At 65.0% G+C, this 19,770-nt stretch carries 12 protein-coding genes; 9 read left to right on the forward strand and 3 right to left on the reverse strand.

The genetic code is table 11. From position 1 onward, the window contains the following. Positions 1-218 precede the first annotated feature (218 nt). The 9 genes from KK7_RS0108400 to KK7_RS0108445 all read left to right on the forward strand — a co-directional run bounded on the left by KK7_RS0108400 (position 219) and on the right by KK7_RS0108445 (position 12,825). Positions 219-2,294: a multicopper oxidase family protein gene (locus tag KK7_RS0108400; RefSeq protein WP_051121288.1), complete on the forward strand. Its 2,076-nt coding sequence runs from the start codon at positions 219-221 to the stop codon at positions 2,292-2,294. Further along, positions 2,284-4,290 carry a tyrosinase family protein gene (locus tag KK7_RS0108405; protein ID WP_010544203.1) on the forward strand — a complete coding sequence of 669 codons (2,007 nt, stop codon included), beginning with the start codon at positions 2,284-2,286 and terminating at the stop codon, positions 4,288-4,290. The genes KK7_RS0108400 and KK7_RS0108405 overlap by 11 nt, the downstream gene beginning before the upstream one ends. Before the next feature lie 39 nt (positions 4,291-4,329). Continuing rightward, positions 4,330-6,975, forward strand: a complete 2,646-nt coding sequence (locus tag KK7_RS0108410; protein WP_010544204.1) for a LodA/GoxA family CTQ-dependent oxidase — start codon at positions 4,330-4,332, stop codon at positions 6,973-6,975. After that, positions 6,972-7,388, forward strand: a complete 417-nt coding sequence (locus KK7_RS0108415) for a hypothetical protein (RefSeq protein ID WP_010544205.1) — start codon at positions 6,972-6,974, stop codon at positions 7,386-7,388. Before KK7_RS0108410 ends, KK7_RS0108415 begins: the two co-directional genes overlap by 4 nt. After that, entirely contained in the window at positions 7,369-8,466 is a 1,098-nt protein-coding gene (locus KK7_RS0108420; RefSeq protein ID WP_010544206.1) for an NAD(P)/FAD-dependent oxidoreductase, read from the forward strand. The genes KK7_RS0108415 and KK7_RS0108420 overlap by 20 nt, the downstream gene beginning before the upstream one ends. Continuing rightward, positions 8,463-9,107, forward strand: a complete 645-nt coding sequence (locus KK7_RS0108425) for a DJ-1/PfpI family protein (RefSeq protein ID WP_010544207.1) — start codon at positions 8,463-8,465, stop codon at positions 9,105-9,107. Before KK7_RS0108420 ends, KK7_RS0108425 begins: the two co-directional genes overlap by 4 nt. Continuing rightward, positions 9,104-9,760, forward strand: a complete 657-nt coding sequence (locus KK7_RS0108430; RefSeq protein ID WP_083836062.1) for a copper chaperone — start codon at positions 9,104-9,106, stop codon at positions 9,758-9,760. Before KK7_RS0108425 ends, KK7_RS0108430 begins: the two co-directional genes overlap by 4 nt. Before the next feature lie 719 nt (positions 9,761-10,479). Beyond that, a complete protein-coding gene (locus KK7_RS0108440; protein ID WP_010544210.1) occupies positions 10,480-12,486 on the forward strand; it encodes a site-specific integrase in 2,007 nt (668 codons plus the stop codon). A gap of 99 nt (positions 12,487-12,585) precedes the next feature. Then, positions 12,586-12,825, forward strand: a complete 240-nt coding sequence (locus KK7_RS0108445) for a hypothetical protein (RefSeq protein ID WP_010544211.1) — start codon at positions 12,586-12,588, stop codon at positions 12,823-12,825. A gap of 296 nt (positions 12,826-13,121) precedes the next feature. Here KK7_RS0108445 and KK7_RS0108455 read toward each other — a convergent pair whose 3' ends face one another. From KK7_RS0108455 to KK7_RS0108465, 3 genes are all read right to left on the reverse strand, one after another. Further along, positions 13,122-15,713 (reverse strand): DEAD/DEAH box helicase, encoded by a 2,592-nt coding sequence (locus tag KK7_RS0108455; RefSeq protein ID WP_010544212.1) that lies wholly within the window; start codon positions 15,711-15,713, stop codon positions 13,122-13,124. Beyond that, positions 15,713-17,218, reverse strand: a complete 1,506-nt coding sequence (locus tag KK7_RS0108460; RefSeq protein ID WP_010544213.1) for a site-specific DNA-methyltransferase — start codon at positions 17,216-17,218, stop codon at positions 15,713-15,715. Before KK7_RS0108460 ends, KK7_RS0108455 begins: the two co-directional genes overlap by 1 nt. 275 nt (positions 17,219-17,493) lie before the next feature. Continuing rightward, the gene (locus KK7_RS0108465; RefSeq protein ID WP_083836063.1) at positions 17,494-19,695 is read right to left on the reverse strand and encodes a plasmid recombination protein; all 2,202 of its coding nucleotides are present in this window, start codon (positions 19,693-19,695) and stop codon (positions 17,494-17,496) included. Positions 19,696-19,770 lie beyond the last annotated feature (75 nt).

Consider the following 19,770-nt stretch of genomic DNA (forward strand, 5'->3'; position numbering starts at 1 on the left):
GCTGCGACCAAGACCATCCATAAACTATTACAAAGCATGCCTCCCACCAATTTCGCGGGTACATTGCCTCCATATTGGTAGAACTGCGTCCTTTACGAAGACAATACAGAGCCCTTCCGAAATAATGTAATAGACAATCCTACACGACAGGTGCATGGTCGCTGCATAGGGAATCATCAGTCAACGAGGGGAGGCGTTGAATGGTTGTACGTCCGAATATGCTGCGCCGTATCAGCAAGTCTTTTGGCGGCAGTGCAGCGATCCTTCTTTCCGGTACGGCGGCAGCACAGATCACCAATCCGCCGGTATTGCAGGATGCGCGAACACCCGTCGCCAAGCCGGTCACGACAGCCCTTGCCATGGCACAGCCACTCGATGGCAATTCGCAGCCACCGCGCGGCGACCGGCTGCTCGACTTGACGATCGTCTATACCGACAGCCAGCTCTACAACCCGACGACCGGGCTGTACGACAAGGTTCACCTGCGCAGCTACACCGGCAAGGGGGTCGATCCCAAGGCGCCGTTCGTCTCGCCGACGATCGAGGCGATTCCGGGCGACACCGTTCGCGTGCTGCTCAACAACCAGCTACCGCAGGGAGCGCAACCCGGCGATCCGGGCTGCACGGCCAAGGGCGTGATGCCGGATACGCCGCACTGCTTCAACGGCACCAATCTGCACACGCACGGCCTGTGGGTGAACCCGGCGGGCAACGGCGACAACGTGCTGTTGTCGATCAATCCGCAGACCAAGTTCACCTATGAGTATAACATCCCGTCGGACCATCCTTCGGGCACCTTCTGGTATCACACCCACCGCCACGGCTCGACGGCGCTGCAGGTATCGAGCGGGATGGCCGGCGCACTGATCATCCGCGGCAGCCGCCTGCCCAGCATGAGCGCGCATGGCGATATCGACACGCTGATCCCCACCACCGCAATTCCCGAGCGGGTGTTGGTGATGCAGCAGATACAATATGCCTGCCGCGGCCCCGCGCCGAAGCCCGGCGAGCTGGGCAAGATCAAGGTGGACCAGAAGACCGGCCATTGGATCTGCGATCCCGGCGATGTGGGCGGGATCGAGAGCTATGATCAGTTCGGGCCCGGCAGCTGGCCCGCCTCCGGCCGCTACACCTCCCTCAACGGCAAGGTGTTCAATCCCGACGATCCGATGAAGGCCACCCAGGGGCAGATCGAACGCTGGCGGATGATCCATGCGGGCGTGCGCGACACGATCGGCCTGCAGTTCGTGCCGGTCCGCCAGGGCCGGCTGAAGACGGGGTCGAAGGTACCCAAGGACGCGAAGACCGGCGCCAAGTTCATCAAGGAAAGCTGCGGCGGCACGCCGGTGCCCTACACGCTGATCGCCGCCGACGGCCTGACCATGGACCAGGCCCAGACGACCAGCCTCGCCACCTTCCAGCCCGGCTACCGCTTCGACGCGCTGGTGGTGTTCCCGGAGGCGGGGCGCTACTGCGTGCTCGATACCCAGGCGCCCAAATCGGGCGTGGTCAACGCGCTCGACGTCGGCACCCAGCTGCTGGCGGTGGTCGATGTCGCGCCGGGCACGGCGGTCAAGGACGTGAAGTCCTATGTCACCGACAAGCTGGTTTCGCTCGCCGACCAGACGATGCCCGGCGAGGTGAAGGCGGCGGTGGTCGAGGACCTGAAGGCCGGGATGCGCTTGCGCCGGTTCACCCCGCACCCGGACATCACCGATGCGGAGGTCGCGGGCAACGGCACGCAGGAACTCACCTTCTTCATCGACACATCGACGCCGGACACCAAGTTCGAAGTCGGCAACACGCTGCAGACCAAGGACGTCCGGCCCTATGACCCCAATCGGATCGATCGCAAGCTGCCGCTGGGCAAGGCGCAGGAATGGACGATGCAGTCGCACTTCGTCAGCCACCCCTTCCACATTCACGTCAATCCGTTCCAGATCGTGTCGATCCTCGATCCGAACGGTAAGGATGTGAGCGCGCCGGGGGCGGTCGACGATGCCGGCGGCAGTCCACCCGATCCGCAATATGCCGGGTTGAAAGGCGTGTGGAAGGACACGCTGTGGATCAAGAGCCTGTTGCCGAACAGCAATCTACCGGCGGGCTTTTCGGGCCTCTACACGATCAAGGTCCGTACCCGGTACGAGCGCTATATCGGCGAATTCGTCCTCCACTGTCACATCCTCGACCATGAGGACCAGGGGATGATGCAGAATGTCGCGGTCGTCCTGCCCGATCAGGTCGGCAGCACCGATGCGGCGACCGGCGCAGGCGGAATGCACCATGGCCACTGAGGCACCGGAAGCCCCGGCCGAGGCAGCGGCGGCGCCCTTCACCTGGGCGGACGTACGGGCGATCCTGGCGGCTGCCGGCGGCAGCTTCGGGCCGGGCGACATCCTGGGCGGCAGCCTGGCGGCCTTTCTCGGCGCCCGGCTGCACGGCATGCCGCTGATCGAGCCTGACGGCACCAGCTGCTGCGGCAAGGCGCAGGCGGGCGGGCGCGGCGATCGCTCGGCGCTGGTGCGGGGGCTGCGCGGCCAGCCCCCGTTCGACGGCACCCAGTTCCCGCGGCTGCCCTGGGGCGGCGCACCGGTCGCGGCGGAGGACATCGCCCGGATCGCCGCCTGGATCGACGAAGGCTGCCCCGCCGGCGTGGTGGAGACGACGGCGCTGGCGGGCGAAGTGAGCGTCGCCGTCGAGGCGCACGTCGCGGTGACCGGACTTCCGGGCCCGATCTTCACGCCCGTTTCCGATCCGGCAGCGTGGCGCCATGCCAAGGGCGAGTTGCGCCAGCGGATGGACGTGGACGCGCTGGACGAGGGGCAGAAGGAACGGCTGCGCTGCGCCTTTCGCGAGCTGTACGGGCTCAACAAATGGCCCGGCGACGCACGCAGCTACAACAATCTGGCGCTGATTCACCAGAACCACTGCCAGCATGGCTGGGAGCGTTTCCTGCCCTGGCACCGTGTCTATCTGTACGAGTTCGAGCAGGCGCTGCAGGATTTCTGCCCGGACGTGACGCTGCCCTGGTGGGACTTCCCCGCCCCCCGTTACAAGCCCGAGGATCCTGCCAACGGCGCGATCCTGCCGGATGCGTTCAAGGCATTCCTAACCGAAGGCTCGGTCGCGTTCCTGCGCGACAACGGCTTCCCGGCCGCAATCGAGACGCTGGTCGGGCAGCTCTGGGCCAATCCCACACAGATCTATGCTGCCGTCACCGCCGCCTGCGGGGCCGAGTATATCACCGGCACCTATCGCCAGCGGCTGATCGACGCACTGCTCGAGGCCAATGCGCTCTGGTATCCGCTGCGCTATTCCGGCGAGTTCGGATCGGGCACGATCAACACCGTCATCCACTATCATTACCCGACGCAAGGCGATCTCGACGAGATCTCCAGCCTGCGGACGTTCCGCGATTTCGGCGGCGGCAGCCTGTATGTCGACAGCTTCGGGTTCCTTGACCAGAACCCGCACAACACGATGCATATCTGGACCGGGGGCATGAACCCGGCCTTCAAAAGCGCAGCGCCGGCCGATCGCAACGCCGCCGTGCGCGTCGCCGGGCGCAAGTTCCACCAGCGCGACGACCTGTACAGCGAACCCCAGTTCGGCGACATGTTCAGCAACCTGACGGCGAGCTACGATCCGATCTTCTGGCCGATCCACGCCAATATCGATCGACTTTGGTGGCGCTGGCAGCAGGACCATCCCGACGGTCTGCCCGCCGACCTGGATTCCGCGCTGACGCCGTGGAGCTATGCGGTGCGCGACACGCTCGACATGTATCGCTTCGGCTATGAATATGTCCGCGGCGGATCGCTGATGCCGGTGGGGCTGGGCAATCCGGTCGGCCGGTTCGTCTCCGCCGCAATTCCCGTCCCGCCGCCGGAACGGGGGTTTCGCACCGCCGAGGTACGCCTGCACCGGGTGCCGCAGCTACCACGCTCCTGCTTCATCCGCGTCTTCCTCAACACCCCCGATGCCGATGCGCAGACACCGCTCACCGTCGATGGCTATGCCGGCTATGCGGCGGTGTTCGGACACGGAGAATGCTATGGCGGACCCGGGCATTGCGAACTGCCACCAGCGGAGAACCGCAAGTTCGACCTGCGCGGTCGCAGCATGAACACGCCGCGCAACCACCGGATCGACGTGACCCGCGCGGCGCGACGGCTGATCGCCAAGGGCGCGAGCCAGCTGACGGTGAGCCTGGTGGTGATCGGCGCGTCCTACGAGGAGGATCGCGAGCTGCTGCGGCTCGACGGCGTGTCGCTCACCTTTCTCGACTGAACCAAAGGCAGCGCCGCAGGGCGCGCGGGGGGGAATATCATGTCCGATCTGTCGGTGTACCGCATCCACCCGGCCGTGGGGATAGCGCGCCTCGGCGACAGTCCCGACGGCTTCTACATCGCACCGGAGAAACCGGGGCAGCTGCCGATCGACTGCGACGCCGACGGCAACGGCTTCGGCGACAAGCCGATCACCCACTTCAAAGACGCGCAGGGGCGGATCAAGCGGCAGGCGGCGCGCTTCCAGATCTTTACCTATGATGCGACAAATCCCGAAGGGCGTCCGCTCAAGATCGGGGACCAGGTCGAGGGCGGCGGCAATTCGGGCAAGCTGATCGATATCCAGTGGCGTGTGCACCTCGCCAACAAGAAGGCGGCGTGGTTCGCCTTTGACGGGCTTCAGGGCGAGGCGGGCTATCCCGAGGATGCGCCGCTGCGCAACCCGAAGATCACCGATCCGGTCGAGCGGCAGAAACTGATCATCGATGCCGGCCCACAGGCGGTGGATTGCACCGAGCGGCGCAAGGCGCAGTTCGGCCGCACCACCAACCGCGCCTATGCGACCACCTTCCCGCCCATCGGCATGGCGCCGAACGACATCGATACGCTGGGCGACCTGCTGACCGACAATGACGGGCGACTGCTGGTGCTGGGCGGTCACGGCAATAGCGGTTCGTTCCTCAAGGGCTTCGGCCATCCGCGCATCGATACCTACGCCAATAGCGACGGCTGGTTCGACGACATCTCCGACGGCCCGGTGATGGCACGGCTGGTGATGATGGACGAGCGCACCCAGTCGCCTCGCTATATCGATGTGGAGTATCCGGCCTGGGTGCTGGTCGGCTATCCGCGCTACGCCCCCGAGATCCTCGACATGATCACGCTGGACGACGTGGTCGAGGACATGTCGATCCGCGAATTCGCCCACCGCACGGACATGTACGGCACCGCCGGCACCTTCGCCGCACCCCAGAAGATCGATCCGACGGACACCAAGGCGCTGCTCCACTGGAAGGCGGGACCGCTGCAGTGGAACCCGGACTATCGGCCCTGGTTCTGGCGCGACGTCTGGCCGATCCTGTTCCGCGCCGACGAATTCTCCTATCTGACGGCAATCCTCGCCTCGTCCAACTATCCTCACAACCAGGGCAGCCGCGGCAGCTTCGATCCCTACCGCCTGTGCATCCCGCCCCGCATCGCCCCCGCGGCACTCGCGCGCAAACAGGCCCGGGCGCGGGACACGCACGTCAGCGGCGGGCTGCTCGCCGCGGCGGTGGAGCCGAACCTCATGCTGCTGGACGCGACCGCTGCGCCCGGTGCCGCCGATGCGGCGCTGGTCGACACGACAGCGGCCGAGCTGAAGTCGGCGGCGGCGGCGTTCGTCCAGGCGGTATGCCCGCCCGAGGCTGACGAAGCGCCTGCCGCCTACGCCGTCCGCTGGCACCAGGTTCACGCCGACAACGAGGCCGCGCCCGACCCGGGCTATGCCACGGCGAAGGATGCACTGGACGCGGCAGTAGCCAGCATCATCGCCCGCATCGCCGCCGCCTCGGCACCACCCAAGGTACGGCTCGCCGCCATCCGCGCCTCGTCGCGGCAGGAGCCGAAAGCGCCCGACCGCACCACCGATCCGGACGAGCCGATCGCCGCGGCGCTCCGCCGCATCGTCGGCGAGTTCCGCAGCGGCGCGCTGCTGGACCGCGCGCTCGACACCGCAACCGCCGAAGCGACCACCGATCCCGGCCGCCCCTATCGCCAGTATCTGTTCGACCTGCTCCGCAAGCCCGGCGAGGAGAACCTGTTCCAGCTGGATGCCAACCCCGCCACGCGCACCTATCACCTGCCGCTGATGCCGCTGCTGGCGGGCGACAATCCGATCACCAACAAGACCGTGTCGAAGTTCCTTCGCCTCACCGACACCCAATTGTTCCTGCTGCGACAATGGGCAGCAGGCATCTTCATCGACGAGGTGGAGGAAGGCTTCGCGCCGCCGATCGACCCCTGGCTGCCCTATGCCAGCTGGAACGTGCCCGGCGGTCGCGGCCTCGACCGGGGGGTTCTGGCGAACGGCCTGGGGGGCGCCTTCTGCCCGGGCGGCGAAGTGACCTGGATCATCCGGAACCCGGCGATCTGGCGCGAACCCTATCGGATCAAGGCCGATCCCGAATGGTACAGCTTCACCCTCACCGCCGCGCAGGAAAGCTTCAACCGCTGGGGGCTGGGCCTGGGAGAGGAAAGCTATGTCGCCTATGCCTCCGATCCCCTTTCGCAGAAGAGCAACTTCGCGACCGGGTTCCAGCCGGGCGACCTGACCAAGCTTTCCGGGCTGCCCTGGCAGGCCGATTTCAACGAATGCTCCACCCAGACGATCGACGTCACCTACGAGGCGTGGAACGTGCTCGAACCCGACAGCGTCGGCGATACGCTGATGGCGCAGGAACAGCGCGTGTGGGAGACGCTGTGGTGGCCGGCCCACCGTCCGATGCAGGTCTATTACCCCGTCGGCACGGATGTGCAGCTGCGCGCCTGGGCACGCGGCATTCCGCAGACTCTGGCGGGCGACCTGAAGATGGTGACCGAATGGTCCAAGCTGGGCTTCGTCAGGCGCAATCCGCAGGTGGATACGAACCAGCCATCGCCAAACGCGAAATATATCTGTGTCGAATATTCGGGGGACATCGCATGACCAATCCGTTCGTCGGCAGCTGGACCTATCGCAGCTTTCTCAACGATGCCGATATCAGCAAGGCCGCCAACGACCTGCTGTTCGGCGAAGGCACCCTGGTGATCGAGGAGAAATCGACCGCCAAGCTCGGCGGCACCATCGGCGGCCCGGGCTGGTCGCTCGATCTGCGGGGCAGCTTTGCCTATGGCGCACCGATGCAGCTGCGCTTCCAGGGCAAGGGCGTCGTCTCCGGGGAAGAGTGGATCTACGACTATATCGGCTGGCTGGTGCCGGTCTGGCCGAACAGCACCGATCGGCTGGAAGTGCCGGCGATCGTCGGTTCGGTGATCCGCACCATCCCGCATTCCGGCTCGGGCGGCGGCACCAACCCGGCGGGCGTGGTAGCATCCTTCTATGCCGTGCGTGCGCACTGACATTGCCATCATCGGCGGCGGCCCCGCCGGCAGTGCCGCCGCGCTGACGCTGCGCCAGCACGCGCCGGGGCTGGAGGTGCTGATGCTGGAGGCGGGGCACCAGAATCGACCGACGCTGGGTGAAGTGCTGCCGGCAGTGGCACAGGGGCTGCTCCGCCAGATCGGCGTCTGGCCGCGCTTCCAGGCGGCGGGCTTCCTGCCCGGGCGAGCGCTGGCATCCGCCTGGAGCACGCCCTGGATCGACGAGCGACACAGCCTGTTCTCGGCGCAAGGCACCGGCTGGCACCTCGACCGCCCCGTATTCGACCGGCTGCTGACCGATGCCGCAGCGGATGCCGGCACGATCGTGCGACGAGGCACGCCGGTGCGAACGGTCAGCCGTGCGGGCGAGAACTGGCGCCTGGATGTGCGGGAGGGCACGATCGAGGCGCGCTTCGTGCTGTGGGCGACCGGGCGACACTGGGGGCTGGCGCGCAACTTCCAGGCGACGCTGCACCTTTATGATCGGCTTGCTGCCTTCGCCCGTTTCTTCGATGCCGCCCCCGGCGAAGGCCGGATGACGATCGAGGCGCGCCCGGAAGGATGGTGGTACACCGCCGACCTGCCCGGCGCGCGGCGGGTAGTGGCATGCCTCACCGATGCGGATCTCGGCCGCAGCCTGCGCGGCAACGGCGGCTGGTACGCCGCGCTGGCGGAAACGCGTCATATCCGCGTGGGACTCGGCGACGATGCCAGGGAAACGGCCCAGCTGGTCCGCTCCGCCGCCACCGCCTTGCTGCGGCCATCGAGCGGTCCGGGCTGGATCGCGGCGGGCGACACGCTGTTTGCCGCGGACCCGCTCTCCTCGCGCGGGATCACGCACGCGCTGCGCTCCGGCATTCTCGCTGCCTATGCCGCATCGGACATGCTGGCCGGCGAGGCAGAGCGCGCGGCCGATCGCTACGCGCGGATCGCCGCGCACGGCATTGCCGGCTATGCCGAGGCGCTGGGCGCGCATTATGCCGCCGCCGCGCAATGGGATACGCCCTTCTGGCAGCGGCGAGCGCCGCCACCGCCGATGCACCAGGCCGCGCAATGACGCGGATCCTCCTGCCCGTATATGATCAGGTCGACATGCTCGACGTGGCGGGGCCCATGGAGATGTTCGGCTGGGCCGGGATCACGGTGGATCTGGTCGCCGAACAGGCAGGCATGGTGCGCTTTCGCGACGCGTTTCCCTTCGCGGTGGACAAGAGCTTCGCGGATGTCGCCGGCCAGCGCTACGATGCGCTCTGGGTGCCGGGCGGCGAGCCGGCGATTCTCCGCCGGCTGCTGTCCGATCCGCCGCGAACCTATTGCGATTTCCTGGCGGCGCAGGCGGCACGGTGCGACTGGGTATGCTCTGTCTGCGAGGGTGCATTGCTTCTGGCGGGCGCCGGCCTGCTCGACGGCTATCGCGCGACCACCCACTGGGCCTTCCGCAACTGCCTCAAGGCCTATCCGGCGGTTACCGTGGTTCCCGGCCATCCGCGCTTCGTGCAGGATCGCAACCGGCTGACCGGCGGCGGCATATCGGCCGGGCTGGACGAGGCGCTCGAACTGATTCGCCTCCTCCTAGGCCAGGCCGCAGCGGAGGAGGTACAGCGGACCACGCAATATTACCCCAGGCCGCCGGTGCGCGCGCGGCTGCCCAAGGCTCCGCCCTGCCCGCTGCCGCCCGCTACGGGCACCCCCGGATGACCCCGCCCTTGCTGCGTGGCGCACTTTGCGGGCTGGGTGTGATCGCCTGGGTGGTGCTGCTGGCCGGCGACGTCCTGCCCGTGGCGCCCGGCTGGTGCGGCGGCGGCGGCGGCTCCGGCCTGGCCATGCTGCCGCAGCAGGTCGAGGCGATACTGCGCAGGACGCCACCGCGGGACCTGTTGCTCGGCACCGGGCTGATGCTCGCGGCGATGATGGTGCCGCTGGTCCTGGAACCGCTGGAGCAGGTGCGCCGCCGCGGCGGATCGGCAATGCTGTTCCTGACGGGCTACTGCACCCTGTGGCTGCCAGCGATCCTGCTGCTGGGCCTCTGCTCAACACTTCTGCGGCTGGCAACGCTCGACCGTCCGATGCTGGGCCTCGCGGTGGCCGGAGGGGTGGCGCTGCTGTGGCATACCAGCCCCCTGCGCGCGCGCTGCCTGCTCGCCTGCCGGTGCGGTCCCGACCGGGGAAGCTTCCGTGCCGGGACCCGTCAGGCGCTTGGCTGCATCGGCGCCTGTGCGGCGGCGATGACCCTGCCGCCCTTGTTCGGGCAGGCGCATCTGGCGGCGATGGCGGTGGTTACGCTGCTGCTGTGGCATGAGCGCCGGGCACGGATCGGCTTGCCCTCGAAAGTGCCGGTCGGCGTACGCTGAAAGGTGGGCGGGGGACACCGGAGGTGGAGCTGGTTAAGAACGCAGGCCCCGACGGCGGGGACATGCGACCCCGCGCTGCGCGGCGCGTCTGCGATCAACTCGGCCGAATGCTGATGCCCGCCACGATGGCACCGCCGTCCAGCGGCTTGAATTGCGGGACGAGGCGCCCCCCACTGCTTTTCACCGCACAGCTCCGCACTCTGGCCGTCTGTATGCCGCTGACGCAGCTGCGGTGCGGGATGGCGGAAGACGCAGAGCGCGAGGATGGCCGCGACCGCTCAAACTCTCGGTCTCTCCACTGCGACGGTGAAGCGGTATTGCGCAGCCGCGTGAAGGCTCAACTCCTTCCTAGCGGCGCCACCTCCTCGTAGGCAGGGTACAACAGCTGCATGCACGCCTCCCCGTACCTCAAGGGAATACCGATGGGTGCAACCTCAGGCGCCCCGATACTGGCGTCACTTTGGCTGACGTCACGATTCGGCGGGTAGCCAATCAGCCTGTAGTGGAAGTCCCAAAAGCGCACCACAACCCTGCCCCACAGGAGCAGAATTTTTGGGATAAATCTTTGAAAAAATGATTCCAGAAACTGGCTGGGGCGGGAGGAGCCCCAGCCAGAAATGATCCAAGCATTTGATAAAAACGGGTTTCTTGCAACCCCGCCCCGCCAATGCACCACAACAGGGTGCCACGGCAGGGTACCACGGCAGGAAACCAGGCGCATGTCCCGCATCCAGAACGTCACCCGCAAGCACGGAACCTATTACTACCGTCGCCTGATACGTTTAGGGGGCGATAAACCTTTCAGGATACGCTTCTCGCTTCGAACCACATGCCGGAAGCGGGCCGGTCAGCTGGCGCCGGCCTTGACGTTGATCTGCGAGCGCATTGCCATGGACATGATCGCCAATCGCGGCAGGGATGACCTCACAGCGGAACAACGCGCCGAGATCTTTCGCCGACAGGTGCTGATCGAGCGTGACCGCCTGGCGGTGATGCACGCCCAGCTCCACATCCTGCCAGTCGAGGATCACGAGGATACCGAGAAGGCACTCGCCTTGCGCTTGGATGCGGGCGAGCTGGCTGCGATGGACGGCGCGATACGAGGCAAGATCGAGGACTTCCTGGTCACCCACATCGACCCCGAGGCGGCCGACGAGCCGATCGTGGTCATGGCGTGGTCAGACCTGGCTGCATCGATAGAACATGAGGGCACGGAAGACGCAGCGGTAGCTAGGCTCGCCGACATTGGTGTCGAGCAATCCAAGCTGCGTGCAGCTATGGCCGGGAAGGTCGTCAACCAGGCGCGGATACAAGCCATTCGCGAGTTCCGCGATGCGCTGACCACCCCCGGCGCAGCCTACCCGCCGGTGCCGATTACCGGATATCAACCGTCTTCGCCCGCCCAGCCAGCAACGCCCATGAATCATCCTGCGCCACAGCCGGTTACGACAGGTCCGTTCGCACTCATGACGCCGACGGAAGCCGTCGAGAAGTTCTTCGCGCACAATCCGCGAACCGGCGGCGTGGACGGCACAGCCCGCCGCAAAGGCGGCGACCCATGGACCGAGAAGACGCGCGAACAGTTCAAGCTGCCCGCCCTTCTGCTCGAGCAGGTGATGGACGGCAGGCCGCTAGCGACCGTCACCCACGACGACCTAGTCCAGCTCAACGACTGCTTCGCGAAGCTGCATGGCCCTTCGTTCCGAAAGTCACCCACGCATCGTACCATGACGATCCACGAGATCGTCGAGGAAACGGAAGCGCGCGTTCGCGAGGGCGAGAAGGCAATTGTACGGTCCGCTAAGTCCAAGGACGAAGCGGGTCCGCCAAAAATCCCTGCCGGCGCTCTGACCAGGGACCAGCTGGGCCTCGGCCTTAGCACGACCAACCGCCATTGGGGCTTCCTGCGTCAGCTGACGACCTGGTTTGCCAAGCACCAGCCGCTGGGCGCGCTGGACTACAGCGCTTTCGTCGAGAACGATCACCGCGATGCACGCGGGCAGCGGGACGCCTACACCGAAGAACAAGGCAGAATGCTGTTCAGCCTTCCGCCTTGGACGGGATCGAAATCACTGGCGCGCCGCATGCAACCCGGCAACCTACTCGTACACAGTGCCTGGTATTTCGTACCAATGATCGGATGGTACACGGGAATGCGGCGCGAGGAGATCTGCGGCCTTATGCTGGACGACATTGGTGAGGTCGACGGCGATTGGCAGTTCAACGTCCGCACGACTCAGATCAGACGGCTCAAGACCAGCACCTCGGCACGCAGGCTGCCCTTTGCGGGAGAGCTGGTACGTCTCGGGCTCCCCGACTATGTGCGCGCGCTCAGAGACGCTGGCGAAGTGATGCTGTTCCCGGAGCTGCAGGCCGAAAGCGGCAAAGGCACCATGGGCGACCGATATTACAAGACCATCTGGACCAAGATCGCAGCCGCCTTGCCTTTCCTTAGGGCCGGTCAGGCGACACACTCGTTCCGGCACACGGTGATCGACAGCATGAAGGCAGCTGGCATCCCCGCCGAAGTCCGAGCGGACTTCGCGGGCCACAAGCTATCGAGTGAAACCGAAGGGCGCTATTCGAAGGCGCACATGGAGTTGCTGCGGAACGCGGCGAAAGCGATTCCCGAGGTGACTCGGCACCTTCATCCATTTCCGGCGCAGCTATTGCCCGCCGGTATGCGCGCTCCGTGCGGCGCTAGAAGCCCTAAAAAGCGGGCGTGATCGGAACCGCTTCTCAATTCGTTAATTCGCCACCGCCAGAACGTACCCATAGGTAACCCACCGCTGCGACAAGGCGCCTCGATACAGCGGAACTGATGCATGAACGAGACTGACATCAAGGAAATCAAGCGCATCTCAGAAGCGATGGCAGCGGCAAGTGGTGGCGGCGGCTTCAGCACCAGCGAGCGCATCGCCGGTGCACTGGTCAACAATCGCCTCGACTGGTTGCCCGCCGGTCTCGAGGACGAGCATATTGTCGACCTGCTAAATCGCCTCGGCCGTGATTGGACGCTGGCCGTGATGGAGGTGCGCTCCCGAGATTTCAACGGGCGCTGGTGAGCTTCCTTAACCCAAGCACTCCATCAAAGCTCGGGAGGCTCCACGGGCCAAGGGTCATCCTTCTTGGCCATGCGGCCAAGGAAATAGCCACGGCTCCATCCAGCCCTGTAGCCCACCCGGTGTGCGAACCAGAGAGCACCGCCGGCAGCGATCAGAAACATCAGGTTGTGGTATTCTCGAAGCATCATTTCTCCTTCTGCACAGCCAAAGTAACGGCACGCGACGGCAAATTCCTCACGACGCCCGCGGCGACCGCGGCCTCCATTTCCAGCGACTGAATTGAATTCGCTATAGATTTACGTTGCTACCGCTGCGTCTATCTGCCGCGCCACCGTTCCGCCACGATCCAGCTCCGCCCAAAGGAACACCACGCTGCCCCCACTGACCTCCTGCAGCCGCGCCCCGATGTTCTTCTTCTCGCGGCTGTCGGCATTGTCGGTGCGATCGGCGCCCTTGTACTCGACGATCAGCTTTCGCCCATCGGCCAGCTCGGCGACGAAGTCCGGGTAGAACATGTCGGTCGACGTCGGCAGCGCATAGGACCACGGCGTGCGATCCACGTTGCGAACCCAGCGGTGCACGGCGGCATGATCATCGATCTGCACCGCTGCCATCCACTCCTCGCCGCCATGCTTCAGGTCACCGACCTGCGAGAACAGGTGCTTCCGCGGGCGCCAGGGCCCCGCATAGGGCGTGCGCGGATCGTAGCCAGCCTTCGAGAAGCTGAAGCCATTCTCGCCAAGCGCCAGAACCGGCGCAATGTCGGTCATCAGCAGCTGCACGCCCCGTACACCTGCCTCGCGACGAAGCTGCGCCACCCGCGCGACGATTGCCCGGCGCAGCGCATATTTGCCGCGCACCAGCTGTGGCAGCGGGATCCGCTCCACCACGCCTTCCACGACGCGACGGCAATATTCGAGGAAGATCGGTTGGGCGACGTCGCGCTGCCGCGTCGTCCGATCCAGCCAGCGGGAGAGCGCCGCAACGTCCCAGTCCGTGGCGTCGTCCAGCGCCAATTCGGCGGCGGCATCGATTCGCGAATAGACGACATGGTCACCTTCGATGTCCATCTCGAACGTGTCGGGACGATCGGTAAGCGCGAAGCCCGGAAGGCTTGTGTCGACCTGCCGAAGATCCCAGCCGCCCACATCGACCAACGTCTCCGGGAACACGATCTCCAGCTGGCCATCTCGCTCGATCGCCAGCTGCGGCAAGGTCAGCACCTCGCCCTGCTCAGCAGGCGATAGCGTCTCGACGCGGCGCGCGATGAACGCCTCGACGGCCGTCATTGGCGCCACCTCCGGCGTGGTGATCGCGGCCGCCACATCACGCAGCACTTGGTCTGGCGCATCGCGGTCGAACGTAATGGCCACGCCGCCTGCACCATCGTCGGCGATGCGAGTCGCGGAGAGCATTTCCTGCGTCCAACTGCTCTGGTCGGGCCGGTCCTGTACCCGCAGCACGGGCAGCTCCAGCGGCGTGAACAGCGGCTGGTTCTCGTTCCACTCGAACGATTCGGGCTGCTCGACGATGGCCTCCAACGCCGTGCGCTCGTCAAAGCCCATGTCGATGAGGCGGTCCTTCAGCCCTTCGGCAGCAAGGAAGAAGTCGCGCTCGGACACATGGGCATAGGCGCGGTTCAGCTCTTCGGACGAGCGGCGCGTAGCGAACGGCATCCGCAGCACGCGCCCCAGCAGCTGCTCCACGGCACCGCGACTGCGGATGCTCGTGAGCGAACAGAACACATAGGCGAAGGAGCAGTCCCAGCCTTCCTTCAGCGCGTCGACCGTAATGACGTGCTCGATCGTGCATGCCGGATCGAACAGGTCGATGCCGTCCAGTTCGCGCTGATCGCCCGTCGCCACGGCGATCCTGTTCTCGGGAATGCGGCAATCCTCGATCAGGTGACGCTTGACCACGTCGACCGTGGCCTCGGCACCCTCGCGCGCGGGCTGCGCCTGATACAAGGCAATCGGCCGGATACCGCCACCGTCCTTTGCGGCGATGCCCTCCAGCCAGGCGCGGTTGTCGACCGCATGGGCAATCGCCGCCTGCCAGCTGCCATGATGCGACAGGTGGATCGGCAGCTTGATCATGTCCGCCGCCTTCAATTCGGCGGCCGTGGCCGAGACGATCACGTTCGACCGCACCGGCGTGGCGGTAAACTCCACGACAGCCGCCGGCGCAAGGCGGCCAAAGGTCTCGCCGGACAAGGTCGAGGTGAAGTTGTGCGCCTCGTCGACGATGACGAGCGGCCGATGCAGCTTCATCAGGTTGGCGAAGCTGGCGATCGGCTTGCCGCGACGCGGCCCCTCGGCATGCCGCGCTACATCAGCGCCGGCCGGCAGCGTGGCGAAGTGCGGCTCGAGCTCCTCGTCGTCGAGATAGACGTTGCGGTCCTCCGCATTGCGAACGCGGAATGCCTGCACCGTCGAGACGATCACCGTCGCGGCATCGGCCATGTCCTGCGGGCGCAGCTGCCGACGCTCGTCGATGCCATAGACACGCACCGCGCCGCCGAATGTCGCCTCCAGCGCCTGCCGATACGGGTGGCCGACCTTCTTCAGCGCGCCCAGCGTCTGCTCGGCAATCGTCGTCGAGGTCACCAGCCAGAGCACCACCGGATAGCGCCGGCCGAGATAGGTGTCGCGCGCGACACCGACGGCGTGGGACGCCAGCAGCGTCTTGCCGCCGCCCGTCGGCAGGCGCAGGCAGCAATAGGGCACGTCCGGCAAACCGGCGAGTGGCCGATAGCCCGCGCCATAGGCACCAGGCTCGCCCACCGCGCAGGCGGCAGCATAGGCCTGGGCGTGATCCCGGATCGACGCCTTATCAAGGAACGTCCGCAGCGCATCGAGCGCGCGCCGCTGATATGCCTTCAGTTCCATCAGCGCGCCCTCACATCATAGGGCGTCTGCTTGAACGTCACGCCCGCCTCCGCCAGTCGCGCCGCGCCCAGCTTGCACCACTCGCCATAGATGGTCATCGGGCCGACCCAGCCGCTGTCCGCGCGCAGCTTTGCCAGCAGCGCCGCGGTCAACACATTGCCGCCGCTGACGGACCGATCGCCGAGAATGCCGTTGTACAGCAGGCAATAGGCCATGCCGTCATGCACTCCAAGGATCGGGGTATCGGCGGCACCAGTGAACGGCGCACCGGTTTCGCTGAACCAGACGTGGGCAGCGAGCGTCGTGAAGCGAATACCGTCGGTGATATGACCATCGGCATCGAATACCGGCGCGCCGAGGCGATAGAAGCGATAGCCGCCCCCGCCCGTCCAGCCGACGGCCTCGGAAATGCCGCCTTGCTCACCGGCGATCACCTTGTCGAGGCGCGGCTTGCAGTGGGTCTCGGCATGGTCTCCCATCTCGATACCGATCCAGCGACGACCCATCTTGTGCGCGACCGCCGCCGTGGTGCCAGAACCGAGGAAGCTGTCGAGCACGAGGTCGCCGGGGTTGCTGGCGATGTGAAGGACGCGCTGCATCAGCCGCTCCGGCTTCGGCGTCCCGAACACATCCTCGCTGTTGAGGGCGACCACCTCCTTCTTGGCTTCCTGCGTGTGACCCACGTCTGCGTGCTGCCAGATCGTCTGCGGCACTCGGCCGCCCTTGACCTCCGATAGAAACCTTTTCAGGCGCGGCACCCCATTGCCGTCCTTCCCCCACCAAATTCGATTATCAGCTTTCAGCTCTTCAAGCTTAGTCGCAGAAAATCGCCAGTACATGCCGGGCGGCGGTCCTGGGATCACTCGTCCAGAGGGCGTAGTCACAGGGTACGTGCCTGCACCATAGAAGTTTCTTGCTGAGAAATCGCCTGACGTCCAAGGCCCACGAGGATCGTTGTCGGGATTCTTGTACATCGAATCCTGCTTCTCGGAACGAGCAAGCTCGTTTGGCCTCCAAGCGTCAGCATTTTTCGCGTATACAGTGATGTAGTCGTGGTCCTCGGAGAAATATTGTGCAGAATTCTTCACCGAGAACATTTTATGCCAAATCACATTCGTGATAAAGTTACGGCGTCCGAACACCTCGTCCATAACAACCTTGAGATAATGGCCCTCATTGTCGTCGATCGACACCCAGATACTGCCATTCTCAGCGAGGAGATCGCGCAGCAGCACCAGGCGGGGATAGATCATCGCCAGCCACTGGCTGTGCTCCAGATTGTCGTCATAATGGTCGAAGGCCGACCGTGTATTGTACGGCGGATCGATGTAGATGCACTTCACTGCGCCTTTGTAGTAGGGCAGCAGCGCCTTCAGCGCGTCGAGATTGTCGCCCTGGATGAGCATGTTGCCGGCAGCGGCATCACCGCCGTCCAACGCGGGCACGCCTTCCAGCAACCGATACGGCACCCCCGCCGCCGCGCGCACGTCCGCCTCGCGCGTCATCCAATCCAGTATCGGCACCTAGCCCCCACGCATCCAGTAACTTCCCAGCCGCTGTAGCGCTTCGGCGACCGAACGAACAAGCCTTGGGGTCACGTGAGGAAGATTGCAGTCGCTGGTGCATAGAATCATTTCGCATCCAGCGCTCGGACGGAGGAGGTCACTGCGAACGACGGAACATTTGCGCGGTCGGACTGGCGTTTACCGCCGTAAACGCCAGCCCGTTGGCCTTGAACACGCGTGTCACGGGCGGGTCGGCAATGAGTCTGGGGACACCCTTACCGACCCTGTTCCTTAACCCGCATGGCAGCGATACGATTGGCGCGGCCTGCGATGCTCCGATGCTCGGTTGCGGCAGAATTCACCTCCTCCTGCCGTTCGGCCGGGAGCAACGATCGGGCTCGGGCAATAGCAGCATGCAGATCATCGACATCCTGATCGAGCTGCAGGATTCTTTCGGCGGCTTCTGCTCGATCCCTGAACATCTTGTCGATCATGCGGAGCAAATTGGCTGCCCAGGGCGGCGGGCGATTGACGATGGTTCGAGCGATGTCGGCCGGCGCCTTCGCATCCTTCCTGAGGCGGAAATATCCCTCCTCCTCGCGAAAGCTGCCGACCAGCGTGCCATCCGACGCTCCGGTGATAACTGCCAGCCAAGCTTGCTGGTCGGCGTCGCGGCGATCAAGCTCCGCTCTCCTGGCCTCAGCAGCAGACAGCTGCTGGCCCGTTTCACGCTCCCGTTTGACCAGCGCCACCTCGCGCTTCTCCGCCTCCTTCTGACGTTCATCAAGCCTTCGAAGGGCCTCCGTGTGGCGCTGATCGATTGCCGCCCTTCGCCTATCGAACTCGGCAGCGTTGGCCGCCTGTCGTTGCGCAAGTTCCGCCGCCGCCGCTTCTCGTACCGCCAACTCCGTCTCTCGGGCTTTCACCCGCCGCTCACGACCTAGCACATCCGCAGCTAGTTGCCGGATGCGTTGAAGCGCGAGCGCCAGGTGATGACCGATCCTTTTGGCACTCGTTGTCCATGTGCCAGTATATATGGCGTACTCATCCCGCGTCATGCGTTCGGTCGACATGCTGAAGGCGCTGCCTTTCGGCTTCAATTCCAGTCCGTTGCTGTCATCAGCCCCCCGAGCGAGCAGGTCGATCTCAGCACGTTGCCGTTCACGCTCAGCGATGAGCTCAGCCCGATCTCGCGCTATGGCACTTCGAGCGCTAAACAGCTCCGCACGTTCGTGTTCAGCGGCTCTTGCCGCTTCCCGTGCGCTGTTCGCCTCCGCTTCCGCCCGTCGCTGAAGCTCGCTCGCTTCGTGTCGCATCCTCTCTGCTTGCATGGTGGCCGCAGATAGCAGCTCGCGCTCCGCTTCAAGTTGACGGCGCTGCTCCTCCACGCCTTTCTGCTGAGCTTCGACAGCCGCGCGTGAGATGGAGGCGCTTTCCATCGCCCTGTATGCCTCCTCGAGCAGAGCCGCCGAGTGCTTCGCCTGCGAGATTGCCTCTGCAGCCGCCTCATCAGCGGCGGTACGTACCGCATTCGCGGCGGCGACATCTATTTTCGACTTCTCGACAGCCTCTTCGGCGTAACGCTTCAAAGCTTCTGCCTCCTTGTGGAGTCGCTTGATCAGCTTGCGATACTCAGCGGGTCTTAGCGAACGCCGCGGCCGAGGCGTGCCATCTGCCGTTTTGCCTCGCGCGAGCATGACAGCCGACACGGTCAATTCGTCACCGAGATCGATCTCCGTGTCATCGCGCTGCGTCTCGCCGCGCTCTAGCCCAAGATGCTTCACCGCATCATGGTATCGATCCTGCTCTTCCCCGAAGCGCTCCCTCTTCCCGCCAAGCACGTCGTGATATGACAAGGTCCACTTTCGGACCGCCTCAGCCCGACGCCGCTCGTAGGCCGCCAGTTTTTCGGGATCTCTGGGCCTCGCGCCCCGCGGCATAGCTGCCTTCTCCACCACGGGCACAGCCACGAAGTGTATGTGCCAGACCTCCTCGTCGAGGTGGAGCTTCGCGGCTAACAAACCGCGCCCGAACTTCTGCTTCGCCCATTCGACGTTGGCGGCTAGCCACTGCCGCTTATCCTGATCACTGGCATTATCGAACCAGCCTCCGCTAGCCGTGGTGACGGCCTCCACCGCCAGTACCTTACCGGAGCACGAATCTTTATCTATCGCCAGCTCCTCCATGAGAGCGTGCGCACTTGCGACAAAGTCATCGCTGCCATTCTCCAATAACTCCACCGGAGGTGGAGCATCCTTGCGTATGTTTTCACCAGAAATCGCTCTGGTGTTATGCTGGCACACTCTCGCCAGGACGGTGAACGAACTAATTTTGGCAAAGCGCATGATAGCATATGGCTTGCCAGCAGCAGTTTTTTTTGACATGATTGAACTCGACCAAGCGGGCATAATTTGCCCATTTAATAAATGGGTGGACTCACTCCGGGCATTTGCTTCGCAATTGCCCCCGTGAGCCATGGGGCGAGCCCCCTGGACCCCCGAGCAGCCCTCAACGAAGTTTCGGGCTGCACGCCGCTCAGCAGAGCGGCGCGA

The sequence above is a fragment of the Sphingomonas elodea ATCC 31461 genome (genome assembly GCF_000226955.1).
Taxonomy (GTDB): domain Bacteria; phylum Pseudomonadota; class Alphaproteobacteria; order Sphingomonadales; family Sphingomonadaceae; genus Sphingomonas; species Sphingomonas elodea.

Coding starts and splice junctions, on each gene's coding strand:
- KK7_RS0108405 (WP_010544203.1), top strand. CDS start 2,284: ATGGCCACTGAGGCACCGGAAGCCCCGGCCGAGGCAGCGGCGGCGCCC.
- KK7_RS0108400 (WP_051121288.1), top strand. CDS start 219: ATGCTGCGCCGTATCAGCAAGTCTTTTGGCGGCAGTGCAGCGATCCTT.
- KK7_RS0108415 (WP_010544205.1), top strand. CDS start 6,972: ATGACCAATCCGTTCGTCGGCAGCTGGACCTATCGCAGCTTTCTCAAC.
- KK7_RS0108420 (WP_010544206.1), top strand. CDS start 7,369: ATGCCGTGCGTGCGCACTGACATTGCCATCATCGGCGGCGGCCCCGCC.
- KK7_RS0108445 (WP_010544211.1), top strand. CDS start 12,586: ATGAACGAGACTGACATCAAGGAAATCAAGCGCATCTCAGAAGCGATG.
- KK7_RS0108465 (WP_083836063.1), bottom strand. CDS start 19,695: ATGGCTCACGGGGGCAATTGCGAAGCAAATGCCCGGAGTGAGTCCACC.
- KK7_RS0108410 (WP_010544204.1), top strand. CDS start 4,330: ATGTCCGATCTGTCGGTGTACCGCATCCACCCGGCCGTGGGGATAGCG.
- KK7_RS0108440 (WP_010544210.1), top strand. CDS start 10,480: ATGTCCCGCATCCAGAACGTCACCCGCAAGCACGGAACCTATTACTAC.
- KK7_RS0108455 (WP_010544212.1), bottom strand. CDS start 15,713: ATGGAACTGAAGGCATATCAGCGGCGCGCGCTCGATGCGCTGCGGACG.
- KK7_RS0108430 (WP_083836062.1), top strand. CDS start 9,104: ATGACCCCGCCCTTGCTGCGTGGCGCACTTTGCGGGCTGGGTGTGATC.
- KK7_RS0108460 (WP_010544213.1), bottom strand. CDS start 17,218: ATGACGCGCGAGGCGGACGTGCGCGCGGCGGCGGGGGTGCCGTATCGG.
- KK7_RS0108425 (WP_010544207.1), top strand. CDS start 8,463: ATGACGCGGATCCTCCTGCCCGTATATGATCAGGTCGACATGCTCGAC.